This is a genomic window from Billgrantia kenyensis (assembly GCF_013697085.1).
GTDB classification, from domain to species: domain Bacteria; phylum Pseudomonadota; class Gammaproteobacteria; order Pseudomonadales; family Halomonadaceae; genus Halomonas; species Halomonas kenyensis.
In genome coordinates, this window is record NZ_JACEFT010000019.1 from 1 (window position 1) to 23,575 (window position 23,575).

Annotated in this window: 21 protein-coding genes; 5 read left to right on the top strand and 16 right to left on the bottom strand. The window is 66.4% G+C overall.

Annotation, left to right across the window (positions count from 1 at the left end; genetic code table 11):
• Nucleotides 1–272 precede the first annotated feature (272 nt).
• Together H1D44_RS14210 and H1D44_RS14215 are read left to right on the top strand one after the other, a co-directional pair.
• On the top strand, nucleotides 273–1,298 hold the full coding sequence (locus tag H1D44_RS14210; protein WP_181515519.1) for a LacI family DNA-binding transcriptional regulator: 1,026 nt from the start codon (nucleotides 273–275) through the stop codon (nucleotides 1,296–1,298).
• A gap of 26 nt (nucleotides 1,299–1,324) precedes the next feature.
• Nucleotides 1,325–2,338, top strand: coding sequence for a sugar kinase (locus H1D44_RS14215; RefSeq protein WP_181515520.1), 1,014 nt, complete (start codon nucleotides 1,325–1,327; stop codon nucleotides 2,336–2,338).
• 62 nt (nucleotides 2,339–2,400) lie between these two features.
• On the opposite strand, the gene uxuA is transcribed toward H1D44_RS14215, so the two are convergent.
• The 15 genes from uxuA to H1D44_RS14290 all read right to left on the bottom strand — a co-directional run bounded on the left by uxuA (nucleotide 2,401) and on the right by H1D44_RS14290 (nucleotide 19,529).
• Nucleotides 2,401–3,579, bottom strand: a complete 1,179-nt coding sequence (gene uxuA / locus H1D44_RS14220) for a mannonate dehydratase (RefSeq protein WP_181515521.1) — start codon at nucleotides 3,577–3,579, stop codon at nucleotides 2,401–2,403.
• Between the two features lie 177 nt (nucleotides 3,580–3,756).
• Complete coding sequence (locus H1D44_RS14225; protein WP_181515522.1) at nucleotides 3,757–5,232, bottom strand: mannitol dehydrogenase family protein; 1,476 nt, start codon at nucleotides 5,230–5,232, stop codon at nucleotides 3,757–3,759.
• Nucleotides 5,229–6,512: a TRAP transporter large permease gene (locus tag H1D44_RS14230; protein ID WP_181515523.1), complete on the bottom strand. Its 1,284-nt coding sequence runs from the start codon at nucleotides 6,510–6,512 to the stop codon at nucleotides 5,229–5,231. The genes H1D44_RS14225 and H1D44_RS14230 overlap by 4 nt, the downstream gene beginning before the upstream one ends.
• Nucleotides 6,503–7,117 carry a TRAP transporter small permease gene (locus tag H1D44_RS14235; RefSeq protein WP_181515524.1) on the bottom strand — a complete coding sequence of 205 codons (615 nt, stop codon included), beginning with the start codon at nucleotides 7,115–7,117 and terminating at the stop codon, nucleotides 6,503–6,505. Before H1D44_RS14235 ends, H1D44_RS14230 begins: the two co-directional genes overlap by 10 nt.
• A gap of 92 nt (nucleotides 7,118–7,209) precedes the next feature.
• The gene (locus H1D44_RS14240) at nucleotides 7,210–8,178 is read right to left on the bottom strand and encodes a TRAP transporter substrate-binding protein (RefSeq protein WP_181515525.1); all 969 of its coding nucleotides are present in this window, start codon (nucleotides 8,176–8,178) and stop codon (nucleotides 7,210–7,212) included.
• A 97-nt stretch (nucleotides 8,179–8,275) separates the two neighbouring features.
• Nucleotides 8,276–9,307 (bottom strand): zinc-binding alcohol dehydrogenase family protein, encoded by a 1,032-nt coding sequence (locus H1D44_RS14245; protein WP_181515526.1) that lies wholly within the window; start codon nucleotides 9,305–9,307, stop codon nucleotides 8,276–8,278.
• Nucleotides 9,308–9,320: 13 nt separating this feature from the next.
• Complete coding sequence (gene manD, locus H1D44_RS14250; protein WP_181515527.1) at nucleotides 9,321–10,532, bottom strand: D-mannonate dehydratase ManD; 1,212 nt, start codon at nucleotides 10,530–10,532, stop codon at nucleotides 9,321–9,323.
• Nucleotides 10,533–10,597: 65 nt separating this feature from the next.
• The gene (uxaC, locus tag H1D44_RS14255; protein WP_181515528.1) at nucleotides 10,598–12,019 is read right to left on the bottom strand and encodes a glucuronate isomerase; all 1,422 of its coding nucleotides are present in this window, start codon (nucleotides 12,017–12,019) and stop codon (nucleotides 10,598–10,600) included.
• Nucleotides 12,020–12,043: 24 nt separating this feature from the next.
• Nucleotides 12,044–13,333 (bottom strand): TRAP transporter large permease, encoded by a 1,290-nt coding sequence (locus H1D44_RS14260; protein WP_181515529.1) that lies wholly within the window; start codon nucleotides 13,331–13,333, stop codon nucleotides 12,044–12,046.
• Nucleotides 13,330–13,821, bottom strand: coding sequence for a TRAP transporter small permease (locus H1D44_RS14265; protein ID WP_181515530.1), 492 nt, complete (start codon nucleotides 13,819–13,821; stop codon nucleotides 13,330–13,332). Before H1D44_RS14265 ends, H1D44_RS14260 begins: the two co-directional genes overlap by 4 nt.
• A gap of 98 nt (nucleotides 13,822–13,919) precedes the next feature.
• Complete coding sequence (locus H1D44_RS14270) at nucleotides 13,920–14,879, bottom strand: C4-dicarboxylate TRAP transporter substrate-binding protein (RefSeq protein ID WP_181515531.1); 960 nt, start codon at nucleotides 14,877–14,879, stop codon at nucleotides 13,920–13,922.
• A 110-nt stretch (nucleotides 14,880–14,989) separates the two neighbouring features.
• Nucleotides 14,990–15,721 (bottom strand): GntR family transcriptional regulator, encoded by a 732-nt coding sequence (locus tag H1D44_RS14275; RefSeq protein WP_181515532.1) that lies wholly within the window; start codon nucleotides 15,719–15,721, stop codon nucleotides 14,990–14,992.
• Between the two features lie 310 nt (nucleotides 15,722–16,031).
• A complete protein-coding gene (locus H1D44_RS14280) occupies nucleotides 16,032–17,111 on the bottom strand; it encodes an NAD(P)-dependent alcohol dehydrogenase (RefSeq protein WP_181515533.1) in 1,080 nt (359 codons plus the stop codon).
• A 122-nt stretch (nucleotides 17,112–17,233) separates the two neighbouring features.
• The gene (locus H1D44_RS14285) at nucleotides 17,234–17,800 is read right to left on the bottom strand and encodes an NnrU family protein (RefSeq protein WP_181515534.1); all 567 of its coding nucleotides are present in this window, start codon (nucleotides 17,798–17,800) and stop codon (nucleotides 17,234–17,236) included.
• A 238-nt stretch (nucleotides 17,801–18,038) separates the two neighbouring features.
• Nucleotides 18,039–19,529 (bottom strand): FAD-dependent oxidoreductase, encoded by a 1,491-nt coding sequence (locus tag H1D44_RS14290; RefSeq protein ID WP_181515535.1) that lies wholly within the window; start codon nucleotides 19,527–19,529, stop codon nucleotides 18,039–18,041.
• 231 nt (nucleotides 19,530–19,760) lie between these two features.
• On the opposite strand from H1D44_RS14290, the gene H1D44_RS14295 reads away from it, so the two are divergent.
• Entirely contained in the window at nucleotides 19,761–20,252 is a 492-nt protein-coding gene (locus H1D44_RS14295; protein ID WP_181515536.1) for a YciE/YciF ferroxidase family protein, read from the top strand.
• A gap of 67 nt (nucleotides 20,253–20,319) precedes the next feature.
• On the opposite strand, the gene H1D44_RS14300 is transcribed toward H1D44_RS14295, so the two are convergent.
• Nucleotides 20,320–21,144 (bottom strand): class I SAM-dependent methyltransferase, encoded by an 825-nt coding sequence (locus H1D44_RS14300; RefSeq protein WP_181515537.1) that lies wholly within the window; start codon nucleotides 21,142–21,144, stop codon nucleotides 20,320–20,322.
• Between the two features lie 163 nt (nucleotides 21,145–21,307).
• On the opposite strand from H1D44_RS14300, the gene H1D44_RS14305 reads away from it, so the two are divergent.
• Both H1D44_RS14305 and H1D44_RS14310 read left to right on the top strand, forming a co-directional pair.
• Nucleotides 21,308–21,553 carry a hypothetical protein gene (locus H1D44_RS14305; RefSeq protein ID WP_181515538.1) on the top strand — a complete coding sequence of 82 codons (246 nt, stop codon included), beginning with the start codon at nucleotides 21,308–21,310 and terminating at the stop codon, nucleotides 21,551–21,553.
• 66 nt (nucleotides 21,554–21,619) lie between these two features.
• Nucleotides 21,620–23,305 carry an ExeM/NucH family extracellular endonuclease gene (locus tag H1D44_RS14310; protein WP_181515539.1) on the top strand — a complete coding sequence of 562 codons (1,686 nt, stop codon included), beginning with the start codon at nucleotides 21,620–21,622 and terminating at the stop codon, nucleotides 23,303–23,305.
• Nucleotides 23,306–23,575: the final 270 nt, after the last annotated feature.

A 23,575-nucleotide genomic window follows, 5' to 3' on the forward strand; every position in this document is an offset into this window, starting at 1 on the left:
CCCTTCGTCGCGCTGATCGCCCTGGCCTGTGTGCTGATGGCCTTCTTCCCGGTGCTGGTCACCGGCCTGCCGGCGGTACTGGTGGGCTACTGAGCCGCCCGCGCCAGCCCTCCGCAGCGCCCGCATCCCCTCGGATGCGGGCGCTTTTCTTTGGAGATATTGGCAGCGTGTGGAGGAAGCTACCTAATGCGGGCTTCGGCGGCACAGCGCCAAGTTGCCGTGGGACGTATTGCAACCTATGATGGGAACGTTCCCATTTCTCGAGACGCACGATGCCCCGTCGCGCCACCATCATCGAGGTCGCCCGTGAAGCCGGCGCTTCCAAGACCAGCGTATCGCGCTACTTTGCTGGCGAGCGCGACAAGCTCTCGCCGGCGCTGTGCGAGCGCATCGCCGCGGCCGCCCTGCGCCTCGATTATCGCCCCAACCAGATGGCCCGGGGTCTCAAGGGGGGCCACTCGCGCCTGATCGGCATGCTGGTGGCGGACATTCGCAACCCCTTCTCGGTGGCGGTGATGCACGGCGTGGAGCGCGCCTGCCGCGAGCAGGGCCTGGCACTGCTGGTATGCAACACCGACAACGACCCCGAGCTGGAGCGCACGCATCTAGCGCTGATGACCTCCTATCAGGTGGAAGGACTGATCATCAACGCGTCCGGCAGCCCCGACGCAGAACTTCAGGCGTTGACCGACCGCGGCCTGCCGCTGGTGCTGCTCGACCGCGAACTGGGCGCCGTGGAGGCCGATCTGGTGGGGCTCGACAACGCCAGGGCTATCGATCTGGCCCTCGACCACCTCGCCGAGCAGGGTTACGGCGAGCTGCTCTATCTCAGCGAGCCCCCCGAGCGGGCCAGCCCACGACGAGAGCGCCTGACGCGCTTTCAAGCGGGCCTGACGGCTCGCCGTCTGACAGGCGAGGCTTACACCATGAGCGGCAGCGACGAGGAGCTGGCGCGAAACATAGAGGCCTTTCTCACGCGTTCAGCCCCCAAGGGCTCGGGTGAGGTGCCGCGCGCCCTACTGTGTGCCAACGGTGCGGTCACCCTGGCCGCCACCCGCGCCCTGCTGCGGCTCGGCGCACGACTCGGCAAGACCGGGCTGATGGGCATCGACGAGCTCGACTGGTGTGCGCTGATCGACCCGGGCATCACCACCCTGGCGCAGCCCACCGAGGCGATTGGCCAGCAGGCCATCGCCAGCCTGCTGGCCAAGCCCGGCAACCAGGCCGACGCCAAGGCCAGGCAGCACCGATTCGAGCCCAGGGTGATAGCGCGGGGCTCCACGCGCCTCTCAGGCTGAACTCCCAAAGAACAAGCGAGATGCCCATGAGCCACTCAAATCCGGTTGCAAACCCTATCTCAAGAAACGCCCCCAGCCCCGAGATCCTCACCTTCGGCGAGGCGATGACCCTATTCGTCGCCGATGCCCCCGGCCACCTGGCTGAGGTGGAGCACTTCCAGCGCCGGATTGCCGGCGCCGACACCAACGTGGCCATCGGCCTCGCCCGGCTGGGTTTCCATGTCGGCTGGCTGAGCCGCGTGGGAGCCGACAGCTTCGGCGACTTCATCCGCCACACCCTGGAAGCCGAAGGGCTGGACTGTCGTCATCTTGGCGTCGACCCCACCCACCCTACCGGCCTGCTGTTCAAGGAACGTGCCCTGGGCGGCGCCGATCCGCGAGTGGAGTACTTCCGCCGTGGCAGTGCCGCCAGCCAGCTCTCGCCCTCCGACGCCGCCGAGGTGGACTTCACCGCCCTGCGCCACCTGCATGCCACCGGCATCCCCCCGGCGCTGTCGCCCAGCGCCCGCGAACTCTCCCGGCACATGCTGACTCAGGCCCGTCAGGTCGGCGCCAGCATCTCGTTCGATCCCAACCTGCGCCCCAGCCTGTGGAAGAGCGAGGCCGAGATGCGCGATACCCTCAACGACCTCGCCAGCCTCTCGGACTGGGTGCTGCCGGGGCTTGCCGAGGGGCGTCTGCTGACCGGTCAGGACACGCCCGAGGCCATCGCCGATTTCTATCTCGAGCGCGGCGCCTCGGCGGTGATCGTCAAGCTCGGCCCGCAAGGCAGCTTCTACCGCGGCAGTCTTGGCGGTGAGCTGGAGTCCTGCAGCGTGCCCGGTTTCGCGGTGGACGAGGTGGTGGATACGGTGGGCGCCGGCGACGGCTTCGCCGTGGGCGTGGTCAGCGCCCTGCTCGACGGTCGCTCCCCACGGGAAGCGGTGCGCCGCGGCAACCTGATCGGCTCGCTGGCGGTACAGGTGATAGGCGACATGGAGGGGCTGCCGAGCCACGAGCAGTTGACTGCACTCGAGGCCGAGCTGGACCAGGGCGCCTGATGGTGCCCTATTGCCCTTGCTGATAAAGCCGACCGGCTACGCTCAGCTCAGACCCGCTACGCTCAACGCAGCAAGCGGCGCACCGCCAACTCCACGCCGCGCAGCTCGGCGAGCCCTTTCATACGGCCATAGAGCGGATAGCCGGGGCGCGTGTCGCGGCGCTGGTCGTCGAGAATATGGTGGCCGTGATCCGGTCGCAGCGGCAGCCGCGGGCCACCTTCGCGCTCGCGGCGCCGCTCTTCCTCTACCAGCGCGGCAATCACCGCCACCATGTCGACGTCGCCGCCCAGGTGATGCGCCTCGTGGAAGGTACGCGGGTCGCCGGCCTCGCGCCGGGTCGAGCGCAGGTGGGCGAAGTAGATGCGCGGACCGAAGCGCTGCGCCATAGCGGCCAGATCGATATCCTCGCGCACGCCGTAGGAGCCGGTGCACAGGGTCAGGCCGTTGGCCTCGCTGGAGGCCACCTCGAGCAGCCACTGGGCATCCTCGGGGGTGGAAACCACCCGCGGCAGACCGAACAGCGGACGCGGCGGGTCGTCGGGATGAATCGCCAGTCGCACACCGGCCTCCTCGGCCACCGGCACGATGGCACGCAGGAAATACCCCAAGTTCTCGCGCAGGCGCTCGGCACCGATGCCGTCGTACTCGGCCAGCACTTCGCGGAACCGGGCCAGGGTATAGTGCTCCTCGGCCCCGGGCAGGCCAGCAATGACGTTGTTGACCAGCCGCTGGCGCGACACCTCGTCTAGCCCCTCCAGGTAGCGCCTGGCCTCGGTTCGTTCGGCCTCGCTGTACTCGGCCTCGGCGCCGGGGCGCTGCAGCAGGTAGAGATCGAAGGCAGCGAAGGCCGTCTGGTCGAAGCGCAGCGCCAGCCCGCCGTCCGCCAGGCGCCAGGCCAGGTCGGTGCGGGTCCAGTCGAGTACCGGCATGAAGTTGTAGCAGACGAGGTCGATGCCGCAGAACGCCAGATTGTGCAGGGTCTCCCCGTAGGCGGCGATGTAGCGCTCGCGCTCGGGCGTGCCCTGCTTGATCGCCTCGTGCACCGGCACGCTCTCCACCACCGACCAGGTCAGCCCCGCGGCCTCGATCTCTGCCTTGCGCTCGGCGATGGCCGCCAGGGGCCAGGCCGTGCCGTTGGGTATCTCGTGCAGCGCCGTGACGATGCCGGTGGCACCGGTCTGGCGAATCTCGTCGAGGGTGATCGGATCACTGGGACCGAACCAGCGCCAGGTTTGTTCCATAACGAACCTCTCCCTATGGAAACACTGCACAAATGCCTATACGAGCGAATCACTGCGTTGCGCGGTGCCGAAGCGTCGGACCGTCGGAATCCTCACATATACCCCATATGTTCCGGTTCCTGTGCTCCGTGCGCCTTGTGCTTCATCTCGCTCGGCGATTTGTTCAGCGTCTCCGTGTCAGGTGGGTGAATCGAGCTGCGCCAGCGCAGCGTCGAGGCCTAGCGTCGTCAGGCAGCGGTAGGCCGCTACCACCGCCGCCGTGAAGCCGGCGTGCTCGGCCAGCGCCGGTGGCACCACGGCGTCGAGCTCGAAAAAGGCCGGCACCAGACCCTCGACATCCTCGCCGTGGGCTTCGTGCAGCAGCCTGAAGGTGCCCGCCATGGGATCGTCGACGGCATGGGCAATGCCGTGCAGGTCGCTCCCGGCGGTATAGCGGATCCACGCCGCCATGCCCAGCGCGGTGCAGGGCACCTGCTCCCCCGCTTCGAGCCGCGCCAGGGCGCCGTGCAGCCAGCGCTGGGGCAGCTTCTGCGAGCCGTCCATGGCGATCTGCTGCAGGCGGTGGCGCAGACTGTCGTTGGCGAAGCGCACCAGCAGGGAGTCCGCGTACGCCGCCAGGTCGGTGCCCTCGGGCATTGCCAGGGTCGGCGCTGCCTCGCACAGCATGTAGCGACGCAGCAGCGCCACCAGATCGTCGCGGCTCACCGCGTCGAACACCGTCTCGATGTCATCCAGCGCGCCCAGGTAAGCGAGCAGCGAGTGGCTGCCGTTGAGCATGCGCAACTTCATGGTCTCGAACGGCGCCACGTCGGCGACCATCTCCACGCCTTCAGCCTCCCAGGCCGGTCGGCCGAGGGGGAAATCGTCCTCCACCACCCACTGCGAAAAGGCCTCGCCCACCACGGCGTTGGGATCCTCGACGCCCAGCTCGGCCAGGCGATCGAAGTCGGCCGCGGTCATGGCTGGCACGATGCGGTCGACCATGCTGCACGGGAACGCCACCTCGCGTTCGATCCAGGCAGCAAGCCCGGCGTCGCGACAGGCAGCGAGCTGCACCACCACCGCCCGCGTGCGCTGGCCGTTGTTCGGCATGTTGTCGCAGCACAGCACCGTGAACGGCGGGACGCCCGCGCTGCGCCGCCGGGCCAAGGCCTCAACCAGAATGCCCGGCGCGGTGCGCGGTGCCTGGGGATGGCCGATATCGTGGGCGATCAGCGGATCGTCGCGCAGCAGGGTGCCCTCGGCAGGGCTCAGGAAGTAGCCCTTCTCGGTCACCGTGAGGGTGACGATACGCGTCTCAGGCGAGGCCATACGCGCCAGCAGCGCCGCGAGATCGCGCCCCCACTCCCCCGCCAGGTCCCGGCCGGTGAACAGCGCCTGCTCGACCACGCCGATCTCGCGCAGTGTGGCGGTATCGCTGTCGGCAAATTCTGCTACATGGTAGCGGCAGCCGGCGTCGCGCAGGGCATCCACCAGCGCCACGCCGCCGCGCAGGTTGGCGCTGCACACACCCCAGGCACCGTCGCCGCTGCGCTGGCGGTAGCGCTCCAGGTAGACCGCCTGGTGAGCGCGGTGGAACGCCCCCAGCCCCAGGTGGACGATGCCGATGCAACCGGTCGGCGCGGCGGCGGGTATGCGTGTCACGTCGTTCATCTTGTCCCCATCAACAGGTCGGGAAGCCACAGCGAAATGGCCGGCGCATAGGCCACCAATAGCAGTACCAGAATGTTGCAGGCCAGAAACGGCAGGATGGCGCGGGCCACGGTGAGCATCTGCAGCTTGCCGATGCCCGAGACCACGAACAGGCACACACCCACCGGCGGCGTGGTCAGGCCGATCATCAGGTTGAGTACCGCCATCACCGCGAAGTGCACCGGGTCCATGCCGATACCGGTGGCCACGCCCAGCAGCGCCGGGAACAGGATGATCAGCGCGGCGATGGTCTCCATGAAGGCGCCGACGAACAGCAGGATCAGGTTGAGGATCAGGATCACCACGATGGGGTTGTCGCTGATCGCCATGATCAGGGCGGCGATGGTCTGGGGGATCTGCTGGCTGGTGAGGATCCAGCCGAACAGGTTGGCCAGGCCCACCAGCAGCAGCAGCGCCGACGAGGTCAGCACGGTGTCGGTGAGAATCGCCGGCAGCTTGCGCCAGGTCAGCCCCTTGTAGACGTACATGCCCACCACCAGCGCATAGAGGCTGGCGACGATGGAAGCCTCGGTAGGCGTGAAGAAGCCGCCGATGATGCCGTAGAGGATGATCACCGTCATCAGCAGCGCCCAGAAGGCGGTACGCCCCTCGCGCAGCAGCTCGCGCAGGGTGGCACGGCGCCCCTTGGGGTAGCCGCGCTTCACCGCCAGCAGATAGACGGTGATCATCATCGCCATGCCTAGCAGCAGGCCGGGTACGGCCCCGGCCAGGAACATGCGCCCCACCGAGACGCCGGCCAGCGAGCCAACGATGATCATCGGCACGCTGGGCGGGATGATCGGACCGATGGTCGACGAGGCGGCGGTAACCGCAGCGGCGAAGGGCTTGTCGTAGCCGGAGCGCGCCATGCCGGGGATCATCACCGAGCCGATGCTGGCGGCATCGGCCACCGCGGTACCCGAGATGCCGCCGAAGATCATCGAGCCGCCCACGTTGGCCAGGCCCAGCCCGCCGCGGATATGGCCGACCACGGCGTTGGAGAAGCGCACGATGTGCTCGGTGATGTTGCCCACGTTCATCAGGTTACCGGCCAGCACGAAGCCGGGAATGCACAGCAGCACGAAGGTATCGATGCCCGAATACATGCGCTGCGGCACGATGGTCAGCGAGATGCCTTCCAGCAGCAGGTAGGCGAGCGACGAGATGCCCAGCGCGAAGGCGATGGGCAGGCCCAGCACCAGCAGCAGCAAGAACACGCCGAACAGCACCATCACTTCCATGACGCGCCCTCCCGGTCACCCTCGGTGGATGGCCGCCACGCCGCCAGCATGCCTTCGCAGAAGCCGATGACGCTGTAGAACAGCACAAGGGCAAACAGCACCACGGTGGAGAAGAAGATGTAGAGCATGGGCAGCCTCAGGGTGGGCGAGGTCTGCCAGGCGCCGTTCTGGGCAAACTGCCACGCCGCCGGCAGCACCATCAGGGCGAAGCCGCCGATCAGCAGGCAGATCAGCGCCTGATAGACGGCGCGTGCACGCAGCCCCAGCAGGTGATGGAAGAGTTCGACGTTGACGTGGCGGTGACGGCGTATTGCCACCCCGGCCGCCAGCGCCACCATGTAGATGAAGAGATAGCGCGACAGCTCCTCGGTCCAGGACAGGGCGAACGGCAGAAACAGCCGGCCCGAAATCTGCAGCAGCACGGTCACGGCGATGCCGATGAGCGCCAGGTTGGCGAAGAGCATGAAGAGACGGTCCATCCAGCCGATGACGCGACCCACAAGCCCCTGGAAACCGGGCACGGCGGACAGCGCATCGAGACTGGCCACGACCTCCTGGCCGTCACCCGCCGCGTCGTCCTCGGCGCGCTGTGGGGAAATATCCATAGGCGTTCCTCGCTGGGGGTTCGCCAAATTCGGGTGGAATGGGCGGGTACGGGCCCCGTGAAAAGTGGGCGGGCCTGGCCCGCCCGGTCGGTTCACAGGTTCTGGATGGCGTCGAACAGCTCAAGCTGCTCGTCATCGAGGGCCGCTTCCACCGCCGGCCGCGCCTTCTCGGCGAAGGCCTCGGTGTCGACCTCGACGAACTCCATGCCGCGCTCCTGCAGGGCCTGCTCCAGGCGCTGCTGATCCTGCTCGAACAGCTCGGCCTGATAGTCCTGCATCTCGCGTGCCGCCTCGCGCACGATCTGCTGCAGCTCCTCCGGCATGCTCTCGAGCCGGTTGCGGCCGATCACCACGTAGATCCAGCTGCGCACGTGGCCGGTCAGGCTCACGTAGTCCTGCACCTCGTTGAAGCTGGCGCTCTCGATCAGGCTGAGCGGGTTCTCCTGGGCCTGAATGGTGTTCTGCTGCAGGGCGGTGAACACCTCGCTGAAGGCCATCGGCGTGGGGCGCGCACCCAGCGCCTCCCAGGTGCTGACGAACAGCGGCACGTTGGGTACCCGCAGGCGAATGCCGTCGAGGTCGTCGGGATGGCGGATCGGTCGGTTGGAGGTCAGCTCCCGCGGACCGCGCTCGAACCAGGCCAGCGGCACCAGGTTGGCGCGCTCGGCGATCTGCGCCTCGATCTGCTCGCCGATCTCGCTCTCCACCGCCTGGCGCAGATGCTCGGCGTCGCGGAAGGCATAGGGCACCGCCATCATCGCCGCCTTGGGCGCCCAGTTCTGCAGGCTCTCGCCGGTGATGGTCATGTCGGCGGTGCCGAGCTGGATACTGTTGATGACGTCCATCTCGTTGCCGAGCTGCTCGTTGGGATAGAGCAGCACCTCGATACGGCCGTCGGAGTTCTCCTCGACCAGCTCCTTGAAGCGTTCGGCGGCCTGATGCCAGATGTTCTGCTCATTGGCCAGGTGACCGAAGCGTAGCGTGACCTCGGCAGCCATAAGGGATTGGCTGCCGATGAGAGCCGCCCCGAGGACGGCGCCGGTGACGAGTCGTTTGAACATGGCGTAACTCCTTCTTCGTACTGGTTGTTATTGCTGTGTTGTTGTTGCTGTTATGAGGCATCGCGAGCTTGCGATGCCGCTGTCGCCGCGAGCTGGCTCAGGCGCCGGTATCGGCACCGATACAGATCAGCACCTTGCGAGCCCTTTCGGGATGGTGATCGAGCATGTGGATGGCACCGGGCATGTCGTCGAAGGGCAGGCGATGACTGACCAGCGCCAGCGGATCGAGACGCCCCGAGGCCATGCGCTCGAGCACCTCCGGAAATTTGCGGTTGTTGAGCCGCGAGCCGACCAGGGTCAGCTCCTTCTTGATCACCTCCAGCTGCACCAGATCGCTGGGGGTGGGATTGAAACCGAGCAGACCGATACGCCCCGCCGGCGAGGCGATGCGCAGCATCTGCGGGAGCAGCGCCGGCACGCAGGCGGCATCGGCGATCAGCGGCATGCCCTCGCCGCCGGTCAGCTCGCGAGCCGCGGCCTCGACATCCTCCTTGCCGTGCCACGTACGCGTGGCGCCGAGCTCCCGGGCCGTGGCCAGACGCTCTTCGATCAGGTCGATGACGGTGATGTCCTCGATGCCCAGGGCGCGAGCCATCTGCAAGATGGTCAGGCCGATCACCCCGGCACCGTAGATCAGCAGGCGGTCGCCGCGCAGCGGCTGCATTCGCTCCAGCACGTTGGCGGCGATGGAATAGGGCTCCACCAGTGCGCCGGCTTCCAGCCCCACGCCCTCGGGCAGCAGGTGGACGTTGGCCGCCGGCACGTTGACCCGCTCTTCGAAGCCGCCGTCGCGGTGCACGCCGATCACCTGCAGCGCGCTGCACACGTTGGGGCGGCCGATGCGGCACGGGTAGCAGCGCCCGCAGCTGACCACCGGATCGATGCACACCCGAGCACCGATCTCGATGCCCTCGACGCCCTCGCCCAGCGCCTCGACCGTGCCGGCGAACTCGTGTCCGGTAATGCGCGGGAAGCGCACGAAGGCGTTGTCGCCGTGGATGATGTGCATGTCGGAACCGCAGATCCCGGCGAAGGCTACCTTTACCAGCACTTCGCCGGCAGCGGCGCGGGGCGCCTTGGTCTCGACGACGGCGTAGTCCAGCGGGGCGTTGACCTGAAAGGCTTTCATCGGTGTGCTCTCCTCACCAGTGCCAGAGCGTGCCGTCTTCCAGCCGGTTGACCGGCAGGCTGGCGCGCTTGTAGGGGTACTGCTTGGCCAGGGCCTCGTCGATGTCGACGCCGTGCCCCGGCGCTTCGCCGACCAGGAAGTGGCCGTCCTCGAAGCGGTAGTCGTGGGGGAAGACGGCGTCGGTCTCCGCGGTGTGGGGCATGTGCTCCTGAATGCCGAAGTTTGGCACCCAGGTGTCGAAGTGGATTGCCGCGCCCAGGCACACCGGCGACAGGTCCGTCGGCCCGTGGAAGCCGGTGCGCACGTGATAGAGCGCGGCCAGGTCGGCGATGCGCCGCACGTGGGTGATACCGCCGCCGTGGGAGAGTGGCGTTCGCACGTAGTCGATCCACTGGTTCTCGAGCAGCTCGCGGTAGTCGTGGATCGAGTTGAACACCTCCCCCACCGCCAGTGGCGTGGTGGTGTGCTGGCGGATCAGACGGAAGCTCTCCTGGTTCTCGGCCGGTACGCAGTCCTCGAGCCAGAACAGGTGATAGGGCTCCACCGCCTTGCCCAGCCTCGCTGCCTCGATGGGGGTGAGGCGGTGGTGCACGTCGTGCAGCACGTGCAGCTCGTCGCCGAAGCGCTCGCGCACCGCGGCGAACAGCTTGGGCACGTGGTTGAGGTACTTCTCGGTGCTCCAGGCGTGCTCGGCGGGCAAGTCGGAGTCCGCCGGCTCGTAGCGCTCGCCCTCGCGCTTGGCCACGCCGTAGATCGTCGGGATGCCGGGCACGCCGGACTGCACGCGCACGGCGCGATAGCCGAGCTTGACGTGCTTCTCCACCTCGGCCAGGCAACCTTCGATGTCCTTGCCGGTGCAGTGGGCGTAGGTCATCACCCGCTCGCGGCTCTTGCCGCCGAGCAGCTGATACAGCGGCATGCCCGCCGCCTTGGCCTTGATGTCCCACAGCGCCAGGTCCACCGCCGACACCGCCGCCATGGTCACCGGCCCCCGACGCCAGTAGGCCCCGCGATAGAGGTAGTGCCAGATATCCTCGATGCGGCTGGCGTCGCGCCCGATCAGGGCCGGCAGCACGTGCTCCTCGAGGTAGGCCACCACCGCCATCTCGCGGCCGTTCAGGGTGGCGTCGCCAATGCCGTAGGTGCCCGACTCGGTGACAATCTTGAGGGTGACGAAGTTGCGCCCCGGCGAGGTGACGATAACGTAGGCGTCGCTGATTTTCATGGTTGTTCCGTCGCAGTCATGGGGATAAGGGCTTCGCATCAGGGGCTTGGCATCAGGGGCTCGGCTCATCGCTCGAAGAGATAGCGCTGCACGTTGTCGTAGCACACCGCCCGCACCAGCTCGCCGATACGGTCGAGATCCTTCGGCAGCTCGCCGCGCTGGATCTGTACCCCGAGCATCTGGCAGAAGATGCGGCGGAAGTAGTCATGGCGGGAGAACGACAGCAGGCTGCGCGAATCGGTGAGCATCCCGACGAAGTGGCGCAGCAGGCCGAAGTTCATCTGGGTGACGAGCTGGCGCTCGATGCCGTCGCGCTGGTCGTTGAACCACCAGGCGGCACCGAACTGCAGCTTGCCGGGAATGCCATCGCTGGCGAACGAACCGACCAGGCTCGCCAGCATCTCGTTGTCGCGGGGGTTGAGGTTGTAGACCACGGTACGCGGCAGCGCCCGCTCGCGGTCCAGCGCATCGAGAGTCGCCGCCAGCGGCTCAGCGTAGGTCACGTCCCCTATCGCATCGAAACCGCTGTTGGCGCCGATCTCGGCCAGGCCGCGCTGGCTCAGGCTGCGCAGCGCACCGAGGTGCAGCTGCATCACCCAGCCGCGGCGGGCGTACTCGCGCCCCAACCACAGCAGCACCGCAGTGGTGAAAGAAGCGCTCTCGTCGCTGCTCAGCGCTCTGCCCTGGCGGCGACGCTCGATCAGCCGGTCGAGTTCGGCCGTGCTCGGTGGCGTGACGAACACCGGCTTTTCCAGGCTGTGGTCGGAAAGGCAGCAGCCGTGGGCGGCGAAGTGCTCGAGGCGCTGGTAGAGCGCCGCCAGCAGGTCGTCGTAGCCGCGGATGGCCACCCCGCTGGCGCGCTCCAGTTCGCCGAGATAGTCGACGAAGCCGGCCTGCTCGATCTTGAGCACGGTATCGGCACGGAAGGTCGGCAACATGGCGGGGGCCGCCCCGCTCTCGGCATGGCGCCGGTGCAGCGCCAGATCGTCCACCGGGTCGTCGGTGGTGCACACGGTGCGAACGGCGAAACGCTCGAGGATGCCCTGGGCGCTCAGCTGTGGCGTGGCCAGGCGCTCGCGAGCGGTGGTCCAGATTTCCTCGGCGGTGGCGGGCGATAGCAGCGTGTTCTCGATGCCCAGCGGATGGCGCAGCTCCAGGTGGGTCCAGTGGTAGAGCGGGTTGCCGAGGCAGTGCGGCACCGTTTCGGCCCAGGCCTGGAAGCGCTCGCGATCGCTCGCCTCGCCGGTGATGCGCCGCTCGTCGATGCCGGCGATGCGCATCGCCCGCCACTTGTAATGGTCGCCCTTGAGCCACAGCTCGGTGAGGTTGTCGAAGCGCAGGTTGCCGGCGATCTCTTGCGGGCTCAGGTGCGAGTGGTAGTCGCAGATCGGCATGGCGGCGGCATGCTCGTGGTAGAGCCGACGCGCCGGCTCGCTCTCGAGCAGAAAATCCGGCCCTATGAAGTCGATGCGATCATTGAAGGTCATGACACGCTCCGTGTTTCAGCTTGCTCAGCCCATCAGCCAGTTGGGCAGGAACAGCACGATGTCGGGGAAGAAGATGATGCTTATCACCACCACGAACACCGCCAGGGCGAAGGGCAGCAGCTCGCGGCTGTAGTCGAAGAAGGAGCAGCGCAGGATGCCGCACACGGTGTACATCGAGATGCCCACCGGCGGGGTCATGCCACCGAAGGTCACCAGGGTCATCATCAGCAGGCCGAAGTGCACCGGGTCGATGCCGGCAGCTTTGATCACCGGCACCAGGATCGGCGTGAGCAGCATCACCACCACGGTGGCCTCGAGCAGCATGCCGAGCAGCACCAGCAGCACGGCCAGGGTCAGCAGCAGCGCGGTGGGACTGGCGAAGACGCCCAGCGTCAGCTCGGCGATGGTCTGCGGCACCCGCTCGAAGGAGACCACGTAGCCGATGATTCCCGAGAACATGATGATCAGCATGATCATGCCGATGTCGCGCACGCTGGCGTGCATCGCCGTGAGTATCTCTTGCAGGCCCATCTCGCGATGGATCACGCAGCCCACCAGCAGCGCATAGGCCACGGCGAAGGCCCCTGCTTCGGTGGGCGTGAACAAGCCGTAGCGAATGCCCACCAGCAGCCACACCGGAAACAGCAGCGCCCAGATACTGCTGCGCGCGGCGGCGAGCACCTCGCGCCCGCTCGGCGGCTTTTCGCGTACCGGCGCGTAGCCGCGCCGCTTGGCAACGAAAAAGGTCGTCACCATCAGCGCCACCATCAGCAGGAAGCCGGGCACCACGCCGGCGATGAACAGCCGGCCGATGGAGACCTCGCCCAGATAGCCGTAGAGGATCAGGCCGATGCTGGGCGGGATGGTGGCGGTGATCAGCCCGCCGATGGCCAGCACTGCGCCGGAAAAACCCGGGGTGTAGCCCTCCTGGATCATGCCCTTCCCCAGCACCCGCGACTGCATGGCGGCGTCGGCCACCGCCGAGCCCGACACGCCGCCCATCAGGGTGCTGAGCACGATGCTGGCCTGGGCCAGGCCGCCGCTCATCCAGCCGGCCAGCAGGGTGGAGAGCCGAATCAGCCGCGGCGTGATGCCGCTGGCGTTCATCAGGTGACCGATGAAGATGAAAAGCGGCACCGCCAGCAGCGGGAACGACTGAGTCGCCGAGACGATGCGCTGAACCCCGATGTTGGTCGGCAGGAAGGTGTCGGGCAGGAAGAAGTAGGTGAACCCGGCGATGCCGATGGCGAAGGCCACGGGCATGCCGATGGCCATCAGCAGCAGCCCCAGGCCCAGCAGCAGCGCGGCCGTCATGAGTGCTTCTCCACGATCTCGCTGTCCGGCGCCAGGCTCATCACGATGCCCTTGGCCGCTACGCGGCGCAGCAGCGAGACGATCATCAGGCTGGCCCCCACCGGCAGCGCCAGGGTGATGTAGCCGTAGCTCAGCCCGGCTACGCCCATCGGGCGCTGCCAGTTGGATAGCGCCAGGGGAAAGCCGTAACGCACCAGCAGGGCCAGAAAGCCCAGCATCAGCACCAGGCACAGTCCGGTGACCAGGCGCTGCAAGGGCAGCGGCAGCCTGATGGCCAGGGCATCGATGCGCACCTGGCCGCCGTGGCGCAGGGTGATGTCGGCACCCAGCACGGCGGTCCAGATAAACAGCAGCTGGGCCAGCTCGGCACCGCCGGCGAAGGGCTGGCCGATGGCGCGCGCCGTGGAGCTCGCCAGCAGCGTGAGGGACGTCGCGCCCAGCAGCACAACGGCGAGCCAGGCCTCGAGTCGGTCGTACCAGTACCACATGTCGAAGGTCCTCGGAGCCGGAGTGCCTCCGGCCGATTCCATGGAACGGCGTGCGAGTCGACCGCCCCTTGCCGCCGAGGCGACAAGGGGCGTCAGGCTCACTCTCCGGCGGTCAGCTGGTCGCGATACTGGCCGTAGCCGAGTTCGTCGTAGACGCCGCCGACGCGCTCGCGGAACAGCTCGACGTCCACCTCGGTAAAGGTCACCCCTTCCGCCTCCATGCGCTCGCGCACGGCGTCCTGAGCATCGGCGGTGGCCTGACTGGCCTCCTCGCCCGCGCGTTGGAGTTCCTCGTCGAGGATGGTGCGCAGCTCCTCGGGCAGCGACTGATACCACTGCTCGGAGGTGGCGATGCCGGTCATCAGGTGGATATGGCCGGTCAGGGCGATGTGGGTGATCACCTCGTGCAAGTTCTGGCCCTCGGCGGCGGTGAGCTGCGCCTCGGCGCCGTCGATCGCGCCGAGCTGCAACGCGGAGTAGACCTCCGACCAGGGCAGCGGCGTGGGGGTGGCGCCCATCGACTCGATGGTACGCAGCCACACCGGCGAGTTGATGGTGCGCACGCGCACGCCACGCAGGTCCTCGGGCGCCTCGACCAGCTTCTTGGTCAGCATGTGACGCGAGCCCTGGAACCAGTTGTAGTTGAGCAGGCGCAGGCCGCTGCTGTCGGCCAGCCCCTCGACCCACTCCTGGTAGAGCTCGGAGGAAGTAATCTGGTCGTAGTCGGTGTGATCCTCGACCAGGTAGGGCGCGCTGAGAATGCCCAGCTCCGGCTGGTACTCGGAGAGCCGCCCGGCGTCGATCAGGATGGCGATGTTGGCGCCGCTGCGGATCTGCTCGACCACGTCCTCGTCGGAGCCGAGCTGACTGTTGGGGAAGACGCGTACGGTCAGCTCGCCTTCCGAGCGCTGCGCAATCGCCTCACTGGCACTCTCCATCGCCTGCACGATGGGGTCCTGGGAGCTGAGGGCGGAAGAGAGGTTGAGCTGGTAGGCCGCCTGGGCGGCATTGCCGGCCAGCAGCAGTGCCAGCGCGGGAACGAGGGTCTGGACTTTCATGACGGGCTCCTGAGCCTTGTTATTACTGTGGTCTGGTCGTTTCGTTGGCTGTGTTTGCGTGTCGCAGCGCCGGCCAGGGGCGCTGCCTGTTCATTCCTTTTTCTGCCAGTTCATGTTTCTGCCAAGAGGGCCGCAACGGCGGTCGTCTCGAACATCGTCGGGAAACGCCGCTCCAGCTCAGGCAGGGAGAGCAGGATTTCTCGCTGGTGGGCGGCCATGGCCTGGGCGGCCTGCTCCGGTTGGCGTGCGGCGATGGCCGTTACCACGGCCTGGTGCTGATCGGTGAGCTTGGCGATCGGCGTCGAATCCGGGACGCTCAGATAGCGGACCCGGTCCAACTGCGCCTTGACGTCCTCGATCACCCGCCACGCCATGGTGTTGCCCACCTCGAGCGCCAGGGTGCGGTGAAAGGCTTCATCGAGCAGATAGAAGCGATCGTGGTCGGCGGGGTCGATACAGCCACGCTGGCGCTCGATCAGCTCGTTCAGCTCCCTCAGCACCGGGGCTGCCAGGCCCTTCTCGGCGGCCTCCCGGGCGATCGCCACCTCCACCGCCTCACGCAGGAAGCGCGCTTCCAGTACGGCCTGGCGCGAGATCCGCACCACGTAGGTGCCTCGCTGGGGACGCACTTCCACCAGCCCCGCCTCGGAGAGCCGAATGAAGGCTTCCCGCACCGGCTGGCGGCTGACGGCAAAGGCATCGGCGAGCTCCTTCTCGGACAGCGCCTGGCCGGGCTCCAGCACCATGCGAATGATCGACTGGCGCAATACCTGGTAGAGCCGCTGGCGCACCGAGTCGCTCTCGCGGGTCTCCTGCCATAGCGTTTGTAGGGTCTTGTTCATGGGGGTATCCCGAATCGCGTGCGAAAAGGCGCCACCGCCTCTGACACAACTAGTATGGTAGTCAGGCTAGAAAACAGAAAGCCACGCTCGACTAGACTTTGGTCGAGTTCGATGTTCGATGAGGGAAATGAGGAAGTGCGACAAGAGCACAGGAGCGGCCTTGCGCCACTACTTGCTCCCGCGATTGGCTGTGACCGCGATGCCAGTTGTCGACGGTCTGCTCAACCAGCCGCTGCCCGGCAAGCCGAGCAGCACTCGCACGGCATGGTCGCCTGCCGATCACGAAGGTCCTGCAGCCGGCTACACCGGGTTAGCTGGCCTCGATGGCCACCTTCAAGACGCCATCGCGCTGGTGCGAGAAGAGGTCGTAGGCGGCGACGATGTCTTCCAGCGCATAGCGATGGGTGACCATGGGACCGAGATCAAGGCGCTCGGTCTCGATCACCTGCATGAGTCGCCGCATGCGCTCCTTGCCGCCGGGGCAGAGCGAGGTGACGATCTTGTGATCGCCAAGGCCGGCACAGAAGGCCCCCAGCGGTATGCTGAGATCTTCGGAGTAGACCCCCAGGCTGGAGAGAGTTCCGCCCGGCTTGATGACCCGTAGCGCGGCTTCGAAGGTGGACTGCAGGCCGAGTGCCTCGATGGAGGCGTCCACCCCACGGCCGCCGGTCAGGCGCAGGATTTCCTCGACCACGTCGACCTTGCGGAAATCGAGGGTGATGTCGGCACCCATCTGGCGGGCCATGGCCAGGCGCTCATCGACACCGTCCACGGCAATGATCAAACCGGCGCCGCGCAGCCTGGCCCCGGCCGTGGCGCAAAGACCGATCGGCCCCTGGGCAAACACCGCCACGCTGTCACCGATCTTGATGCCGGCCGACTCGGCGCCGGCAAAGCCGGTGGACATGATGTCGGGGCACATCAGTACCTGCTCGTCGCTGAGGCCATCGGGCACCGGGGCCAGGTTGGCCTGGGCATCGGGAACCAGCAGGTACTCCGCCTGGGCGCCGTCGATGGTATTGCCGAAGCGCCAGCCGCCCATCGGCTTGTAACCGTGGGCATGGTGACCGCCATCCTGGGCGCTGCAGCCGTCCTGACAGGCGTAGGAGGTGAAACTCGGACAGATGGCACCGGCGATGACCCGCTGCCCTTCCTGGTAACCACGTACGTTGGCGCCGAGCTTCTCGATCACGCCGACCGGTTCGTGGCCGATGGTGAGACCACGCTCAACCGGATACTCGCCCTTGAGGATATGCACGTCGGTGCCGCAGATCGTGGTGGTTGTCACACGTACCAGGGCATCGTTGGGGCCGATGTCGGGTATCGGCTTGTCGTCGATCTCGATGCGCCCGGGTTCAACGAAGATGGCGGCTTTCATCATGGCAGGCATGGTCATTCCTCGGGTGGTCGTGGAACCGTCAACAGGTAATCCTTCCAGCTTCGACCAGGAGCGACCATGCTGCCTTGATGTAAATCAACGTCCTTTCCACTCGGACGTGACACGCCTCCGAATTACATGACCGGAACGCCGGTCACCCAGACATGCAGATGGAAGGCGAACAGGTAGTAGGCGATCAGCCCGCCCACCAGGGTGATCGCCGTGCCGGCAGGTCGCGGCGTGACGGCCGGCGCGGGCTGGCGACGCCGGGCGGCGCGGAAGTCGAGGATAGCCCAGAGCAGGAAGGCGCCGAAGAAGACGATATCGCCGAGGCGGCCATTGGCCAGCAGATGGGAGAAGGCCCACAGTTTCACCGCCAGCACCATGGGGTGCCCCAGCCTAGCCTTGATGTGGTTGTTGGGCACGTAGGCCGCCACCAGCAGGATGAAGGCGGGAATCATGAACAGCGCCACGGCATGACGCAGGCCCACCGGGGGAAACCAGACCCAGGTGGGGTCGAGACGCATGCGCCCGTAGCCCCAGATGGCCAGCGCCAGGCCAATGATGGCAACGACTGAGTAGAGCGCCTTCCAACGCATCTCTCCCAGGCGCTGGATCTGCTCGTTGCGCCAGTCTTCGGCAACGATGCGAACCGAGTGAACCCCTAGAAATATCACGAGGCCAAGAATCATCACGAACATGGAAAAGCTTCCTGTGCAGGCTGTATCGGGGCGGCAGGCCGAGGCGCGCCGGCGAGAAACAGTGTGCAGCTTAACCATACTGTCGGTTTACACCAACCACTATGGGTTGACGCAGGCCAGAGCCACCGCCGCCTCGCTTGCATGACGCCCCGCCTGGCCTACCCTCGGAGCCCCTCACGGGCACAGGGACTGCCATGTCGGCTTCCCCTCAGCTCCGCCCCGGGCCCGGTGCAGGGCATCAATCCAGGCCCTTCGGACGCGCCAGCGGGTGATAGGCAGGGCCTTCGATCACTTCCCCCGAGGTATCGAAGCGGCTGCCGTGGCAGGGGCAGTCCCAGGTCGATTCACTGGTGTTCCAGTGCACGATGCACTTCAAGTGCGGGCACACCGCGGAGAGCACCTTGAGCTCGCCCTCAGGCGTACGGTGAATGGCCAGTTTCTCGCCGTCGACGCTGGCGACCCGCCCTTGCCCAGGCTCGATGGCGGCGAAGTCATCGAGTTTCTCGGTGCCCAGGTAGTCCTTGACCATATGCTTGGTGACGATGACGTTCTCCCTGGCGTATTGCATCGCCGACTTGCCGGGCGTGATGCGCCGTGCACCGAAGCGAGCCTGCCAGGGGTTGTCATGGCCCAGAATCTGGTCGGAGATGAGGATGCCCGCCAGCGTGCCCCATACCAGGCCATCGGCGGCAAAGCCGGTAGCCATGTAGAGGTTGTCGTGGCCATGCATTCTACCGATGTAGGGCAGCCCGTCCGGTGAGCTGTACTGCTGGGCGGACCATTGGTGGGTGAACGCCTCCACATCGAAGCGGGACTCGAGGTACTCGCGCAGCATCTGGTAGTGATCGCCATGGTGCTCGCCGGTCTTGTGCTTCTCACCGACGACCACCAGGTAGCGATCCTCGCCGTGGCGATAGCTGCGCAGCGAATGCAAGGGGTCAAGCAGCCAGATGATACCCTCCGGATAATCGCCGCTGCGCAGCCTGGCGCCAAGGGCATATTCCCTCGACACCAGCATCCCCGCCTGAAGCAGGCTGATTCCCTTGGGCGTATGGGTGGCCTGGACGATGTGCTTCGCGGCCACGCAGGCGGTATCGGTCCAGACCAGACCCTTGTCGGCATCGATCTCCCGCACCGGGCTGTGCTGATGAATGACCACCCCCTCACCGAGCAGCGCATTGGCCAGCCCCTGTAGATAGTGCAGCGGGTTGAATTGAGCCTGGTTGGCGATACGGATGCCCCAGCTGTCGAAAGGCAGCCTCGGCCCCTCCGCCATCTCGGCATCGAGCCCGGCGCTGATCAGGGCATCGAGTTCATCGTTGAGGTTGTGCCTGGTGTGCTGACGGTCCTCGGTCAGGAGCCGATAAGCCGGCAGGCGCTGGAAGCGGCAATCGATGCCGAGCCGGTCGACCAGCGCCTCGATATGCGCCACGGCCTTGTCCCTGGCCTGCACCACCTCGGCCGCCACCTTGTCGCCCCACTTCTGCCGCAGCGGGGCCTGCCCCGACGCGAGCGTCGAATAGAGATTGCCGGTGGAGCCCCCCGTGACCCCGGCACCGACCGTCGCGGATTCAAGCACCATGACCTTGAGGCCAGCCTCGCCCAGGGCCAGCGCCGTGGTGAGGCCGGTAATCCCTGCCCCCAGGATGGCCACGTCGACTTCGGTATCCCCGTCCAGGGGCGCATATTCAGCCACCCCACGGCTGCCCAACGTCCATATCGATTCCATAACGACTCCTATCGTCAGCAAGACTGCCTGCCCACACAGTTATAGAAGCCTTGTCGAGCCCGCGCTAACCCTCCCCGGACCGCCACACGGCAGGAGTGCCAGTCCGAACGGGTTTCAAACCCACACAGAACGTCGCCATCCGGCAAAGTATGCGCCAACCCTCGCCTGCTACGTTAGAGAAGCCGTGAAATGAAAGATGGACCTGAAACTTGGCAGAGGAGGAACCTCATCATGGTCATAAAGGACCCTCAGGAGTTGTTCATGCGCCTGCTTTCCGAGGCCAACAACGCCGAAAAGCAGATGACCCGCGCACTGCCCAAGATGGCGCGTGCCGCCCACAACGAAAAGCTGGTCGAGGCCTTCCAGCACCATCTCGAAGAGACCCAGGGTCAGCTGGAGCGCATCGAGCAGGCCGCCGACTCGATTCCCGAGATTCGCATCAAGCGACTCAAGAGTCATGCGATGGAGAGCCTGATTCAGGAAGGGGAAGAGTTGATCGACTCCACCGAGAAGGGCCCGTTGCGCGACGCCGGCCTGATTGCCGCTGCCCAGAAAGTGGAGCATTTCGAGATCGCGGCCTACGGCACCCTGTGCGAACTGGCCGGGCAACTGGGCCACACCAAGGCCAAGGAGATCCTTGCCGAGACGCTGAAGGAAGAGAAGTCGACCGACGACAAGCTGAACAAGCTGGCCAAACAGGACGTGAACAAGCGGGCGGGGTAGCCCGCTCGGTGCCGATGGCAGGCCAAGGCCTGCCATCGGCTCAACTCAACGGAAAACGGCACAGGGCTCAAGCCTGATCCTGAGCGGGATCCTCCATGGCCAGCGCATGGTGCCGCTTGTCGAGGGGCTCGGCAGCGATTACATAGTCGGCACCGCAAGGCAGCCCCGCTTCGCTGCGGGCCAAGGGCAGCGCCTGCTCGCGCAGCGAATCGACGTGCTCACGCATGGCTGCAGCGAGCTTTTCATCCTTGAAGCCGTCGAGCTGGCGCAGGCAAAGGTCCAGCTGGGTATTGACGAAGCGCTCGCGGTAGCGAATCGGGAAATGGCGGATTTCGCAGACCCGGAAACCCGCCACACCCAGCTGTCGCTGGACCCAGTTCGCGGGGTATTCGCGGTAAGGGCGACCGCCGCCGATCAGTAGACAGGCATCGCGCAAGCGTCCGATCCGTTGCACGATACGCCCCTCCTCGGTGCCCGGGTCGTCGAGCACATAGGGCTCGGTGCCCACGATATAGAGCCGGTGCTTGACGTGAGGGCGCACGCGCTGCAGGACCCGCTCCTGCCAGTAGGGGGCGAATCCCTCGATCGCGCCAATGAAATAATCGAGCAACACCGTGTCGAAGCACTCGCCGTAGAGCAGATCATCCGACATCCAGTTGGCCACGATGACCCGATCCTGCTCGCGCAGCCCCTTGCCGGCGGCTTCCCTGGCCACCTTGGCCATCGACCCCGACGCCGTTACCGCCGTCCAGCGCTCCGTGTCCAGCCCGCAGACCCACTGCAGCGAATTACGTCCGGTGCCGGCATCCAGGAAGCTGCCCCAAGGGCGTTCGCCATGAAGAGACTCGATTGCTCGAAAGAGCGGAGAGACGGTTTTTTTGGCAGCGGTCATGTCAGGGCCCTGGTTCCGAGAATGGCCCATTCTACCCATGTGCCCTATCGCCGCCAAAGATGCTATGGCCAGGCCGGGAGGAGCCGCCAGGCTATGCAAATGACTCGCGAAGTTGGCGTCCTGTTGCTAAGGATGAAAGGAGCCCTCTTGTGGAGATCACCCGATGACCCAGCAGGAAAGAACCGTCATGGCCTTCGACGAGCAGGGCCGCGAGTACATGATCGACGTGTTCGTCAGTGTGCGCGACCTCAGTGAAATGCAGCACGCCGGCGCCACGCGAGATACGCCCGCCTTCCGCACCCGCGATGGCCACGAGGCCATCTACCTCGGCAACGGCGAGTTCATGGTCAAGGTGCCGGGAGAAGACGCCGGTGTGACGGTGAGGACCGACGACTCGGAGTTTGTCTAGGCGACCCGGCGTAGCCTTCACCTGCCTGTTATCCTTACGGGGCCCACCCGACACGGTAGCCATTTCATGCCGAAGCCCCGTTTTCTTTCTGCACTCGCCACCTGCCTGCTGGCCCTGCTGCTCTCCCCTGCAGCCACCGCCAGCTGCCCCGACCAGTCCAACGCCGACCTTGCCGCCATCAAGGGGCTTGGCAGCCAGCCGGCGCTGCCCGCCGACCGCGAGGTGATAACCGACGGAGTGGTGACCGGGGCCTTCCTCGGCCGCGACAGGCTCGACGGTTTCTATGTACAGCAGACGACGGACGATGGCCCCGTGGGCCTGTTCGTCTACATGCCCGGGGCCACGGGAAGCGACACCGAGCTCATCGCTCCGGGCGCGCACGTCCAGCTCCACGCCCGCACCGGCGAGTTCCGTGGCCAGGTCCAGCTGCAGCGGGTCGAGCGAGTCGAGCTCTGTGCCAGCGACCGCCTGCCGGCACCGAAGGCGGTGGAGTGGCCGCTCGCGGAGGAGCGGCTGGCACGTCTGGAGGGCGTGCTGCTGACGTTTCCCCAGGCGCTGACCGTGACCGGCAACTACGAGCTGGCCCGCTACGGCAGCCTCAGACTCGCCGCCGAGCGCCTGTTCCGGCCTACCAACGTGGCCGACTCACACCAGGATCGGTCGGTCCTGATACTCGACGACGGCAGCTATCGCGCCTTTCCCGAGCCTATTCCCTACCTCGACGCCGACGGCACACGCCGCGTCGGCAGCCAGGTCGAGGGGCTGACCGGCATACTCACCCATGCCTTCGACGCCTATCGCCTGCACCCCACCACCGAGCCTCACTTCGCGGAGGCCAACCCGCGCCCGGGCGCTCTGTCGCCCCCGGGCGAGCGGCTGCGTGTCGCCACCTTCAACGTCGAGAACTACTTCATCACGCTCGGCCAGCGCGGCGCCGCGGACGCCGACGAACTGGAGCGCCAGCGTGGCAAGCTCGCCGCAGCGGTAGAGGGCCTCCGGGCGGATATCCTGGCCTTGGTGGAAGTGGAGAACGACCCGGAGGCCCTCGCCGACCTGGTCGAGCAGCTCAGCGAGCGCACCGGGATTCGCTATCGCGCAGTGGGCGGCAGCGCCGACCGCGGCAGCGATGCCATCAAGCTTGCGCTGATCTATCGCCCGGATCGGGTCGAGGCGGTCAGCGAGCTACATGCCGACAACGACCGCGTCCACCACCGTCCCCCCCTGGCGGCCTTCTTTCGCAGCGTGAATGGCGGCCCGGCCTTCGGCGTGGCGACCGCCCACTTCAAGGCCAAGACAGGCTGCCCGTCGCAGGGCGACATCGACCGCGGCCAGGGCTGCTGGAACGAGCGCAGGGTAGGACAGGCCGAGGCCATGAACGATTTCCTGGCTCGCCTTGCGGCCGACGCAGGACACGAGCGCCTGCTGCTCACAGGGGACCTCAACGCCTACGGCGCCGAGGACCCGATACTCACCCTGACCGGCGCGGGCCTGGTCGACCTGATGGCTCGCGAGCTGCCGCCGGAGCGCCGCTACACCTATGTGTTCCGCGGCGAGGCGGGCTATCTGGACCACGCCATGGCCAGCCCCGAGCTGGCGGCGGCGGTCGTCGCGGTGCAGCCCTGGCCGATCAATGCCGACGAGCCGGCCTTGCTTGGCTACGACCGGCCGGAGAATGCGGCGCCCCACTTCCGCCCCGATCCCTTCCGCTCCTCGGATCACGACCCCATCGCCGTGGACCTGGAGTGGAGATAGCAGGATCCCGCCCCATGGGCAGCGCCTGACGCTGCCCTCTGCTTGTCCCCGTTGAGCAGCGCCAGTGAGGCGTGCTCAAGCTGGAGCTGACTGCAAAAAATATTTTAGTATACAATTTTATCTGCTGATGCATACATCAAGAATGATAAATACGATACAAATCCAAGAGCCATCGGATGTCCTCATGCCCCAGCAGCACGTCAACACCTCCATTTTCGATTTCCATGGAAAACCGAGCGTAGGCAAGGCGTTAGCTCTATCGCTTCAGCA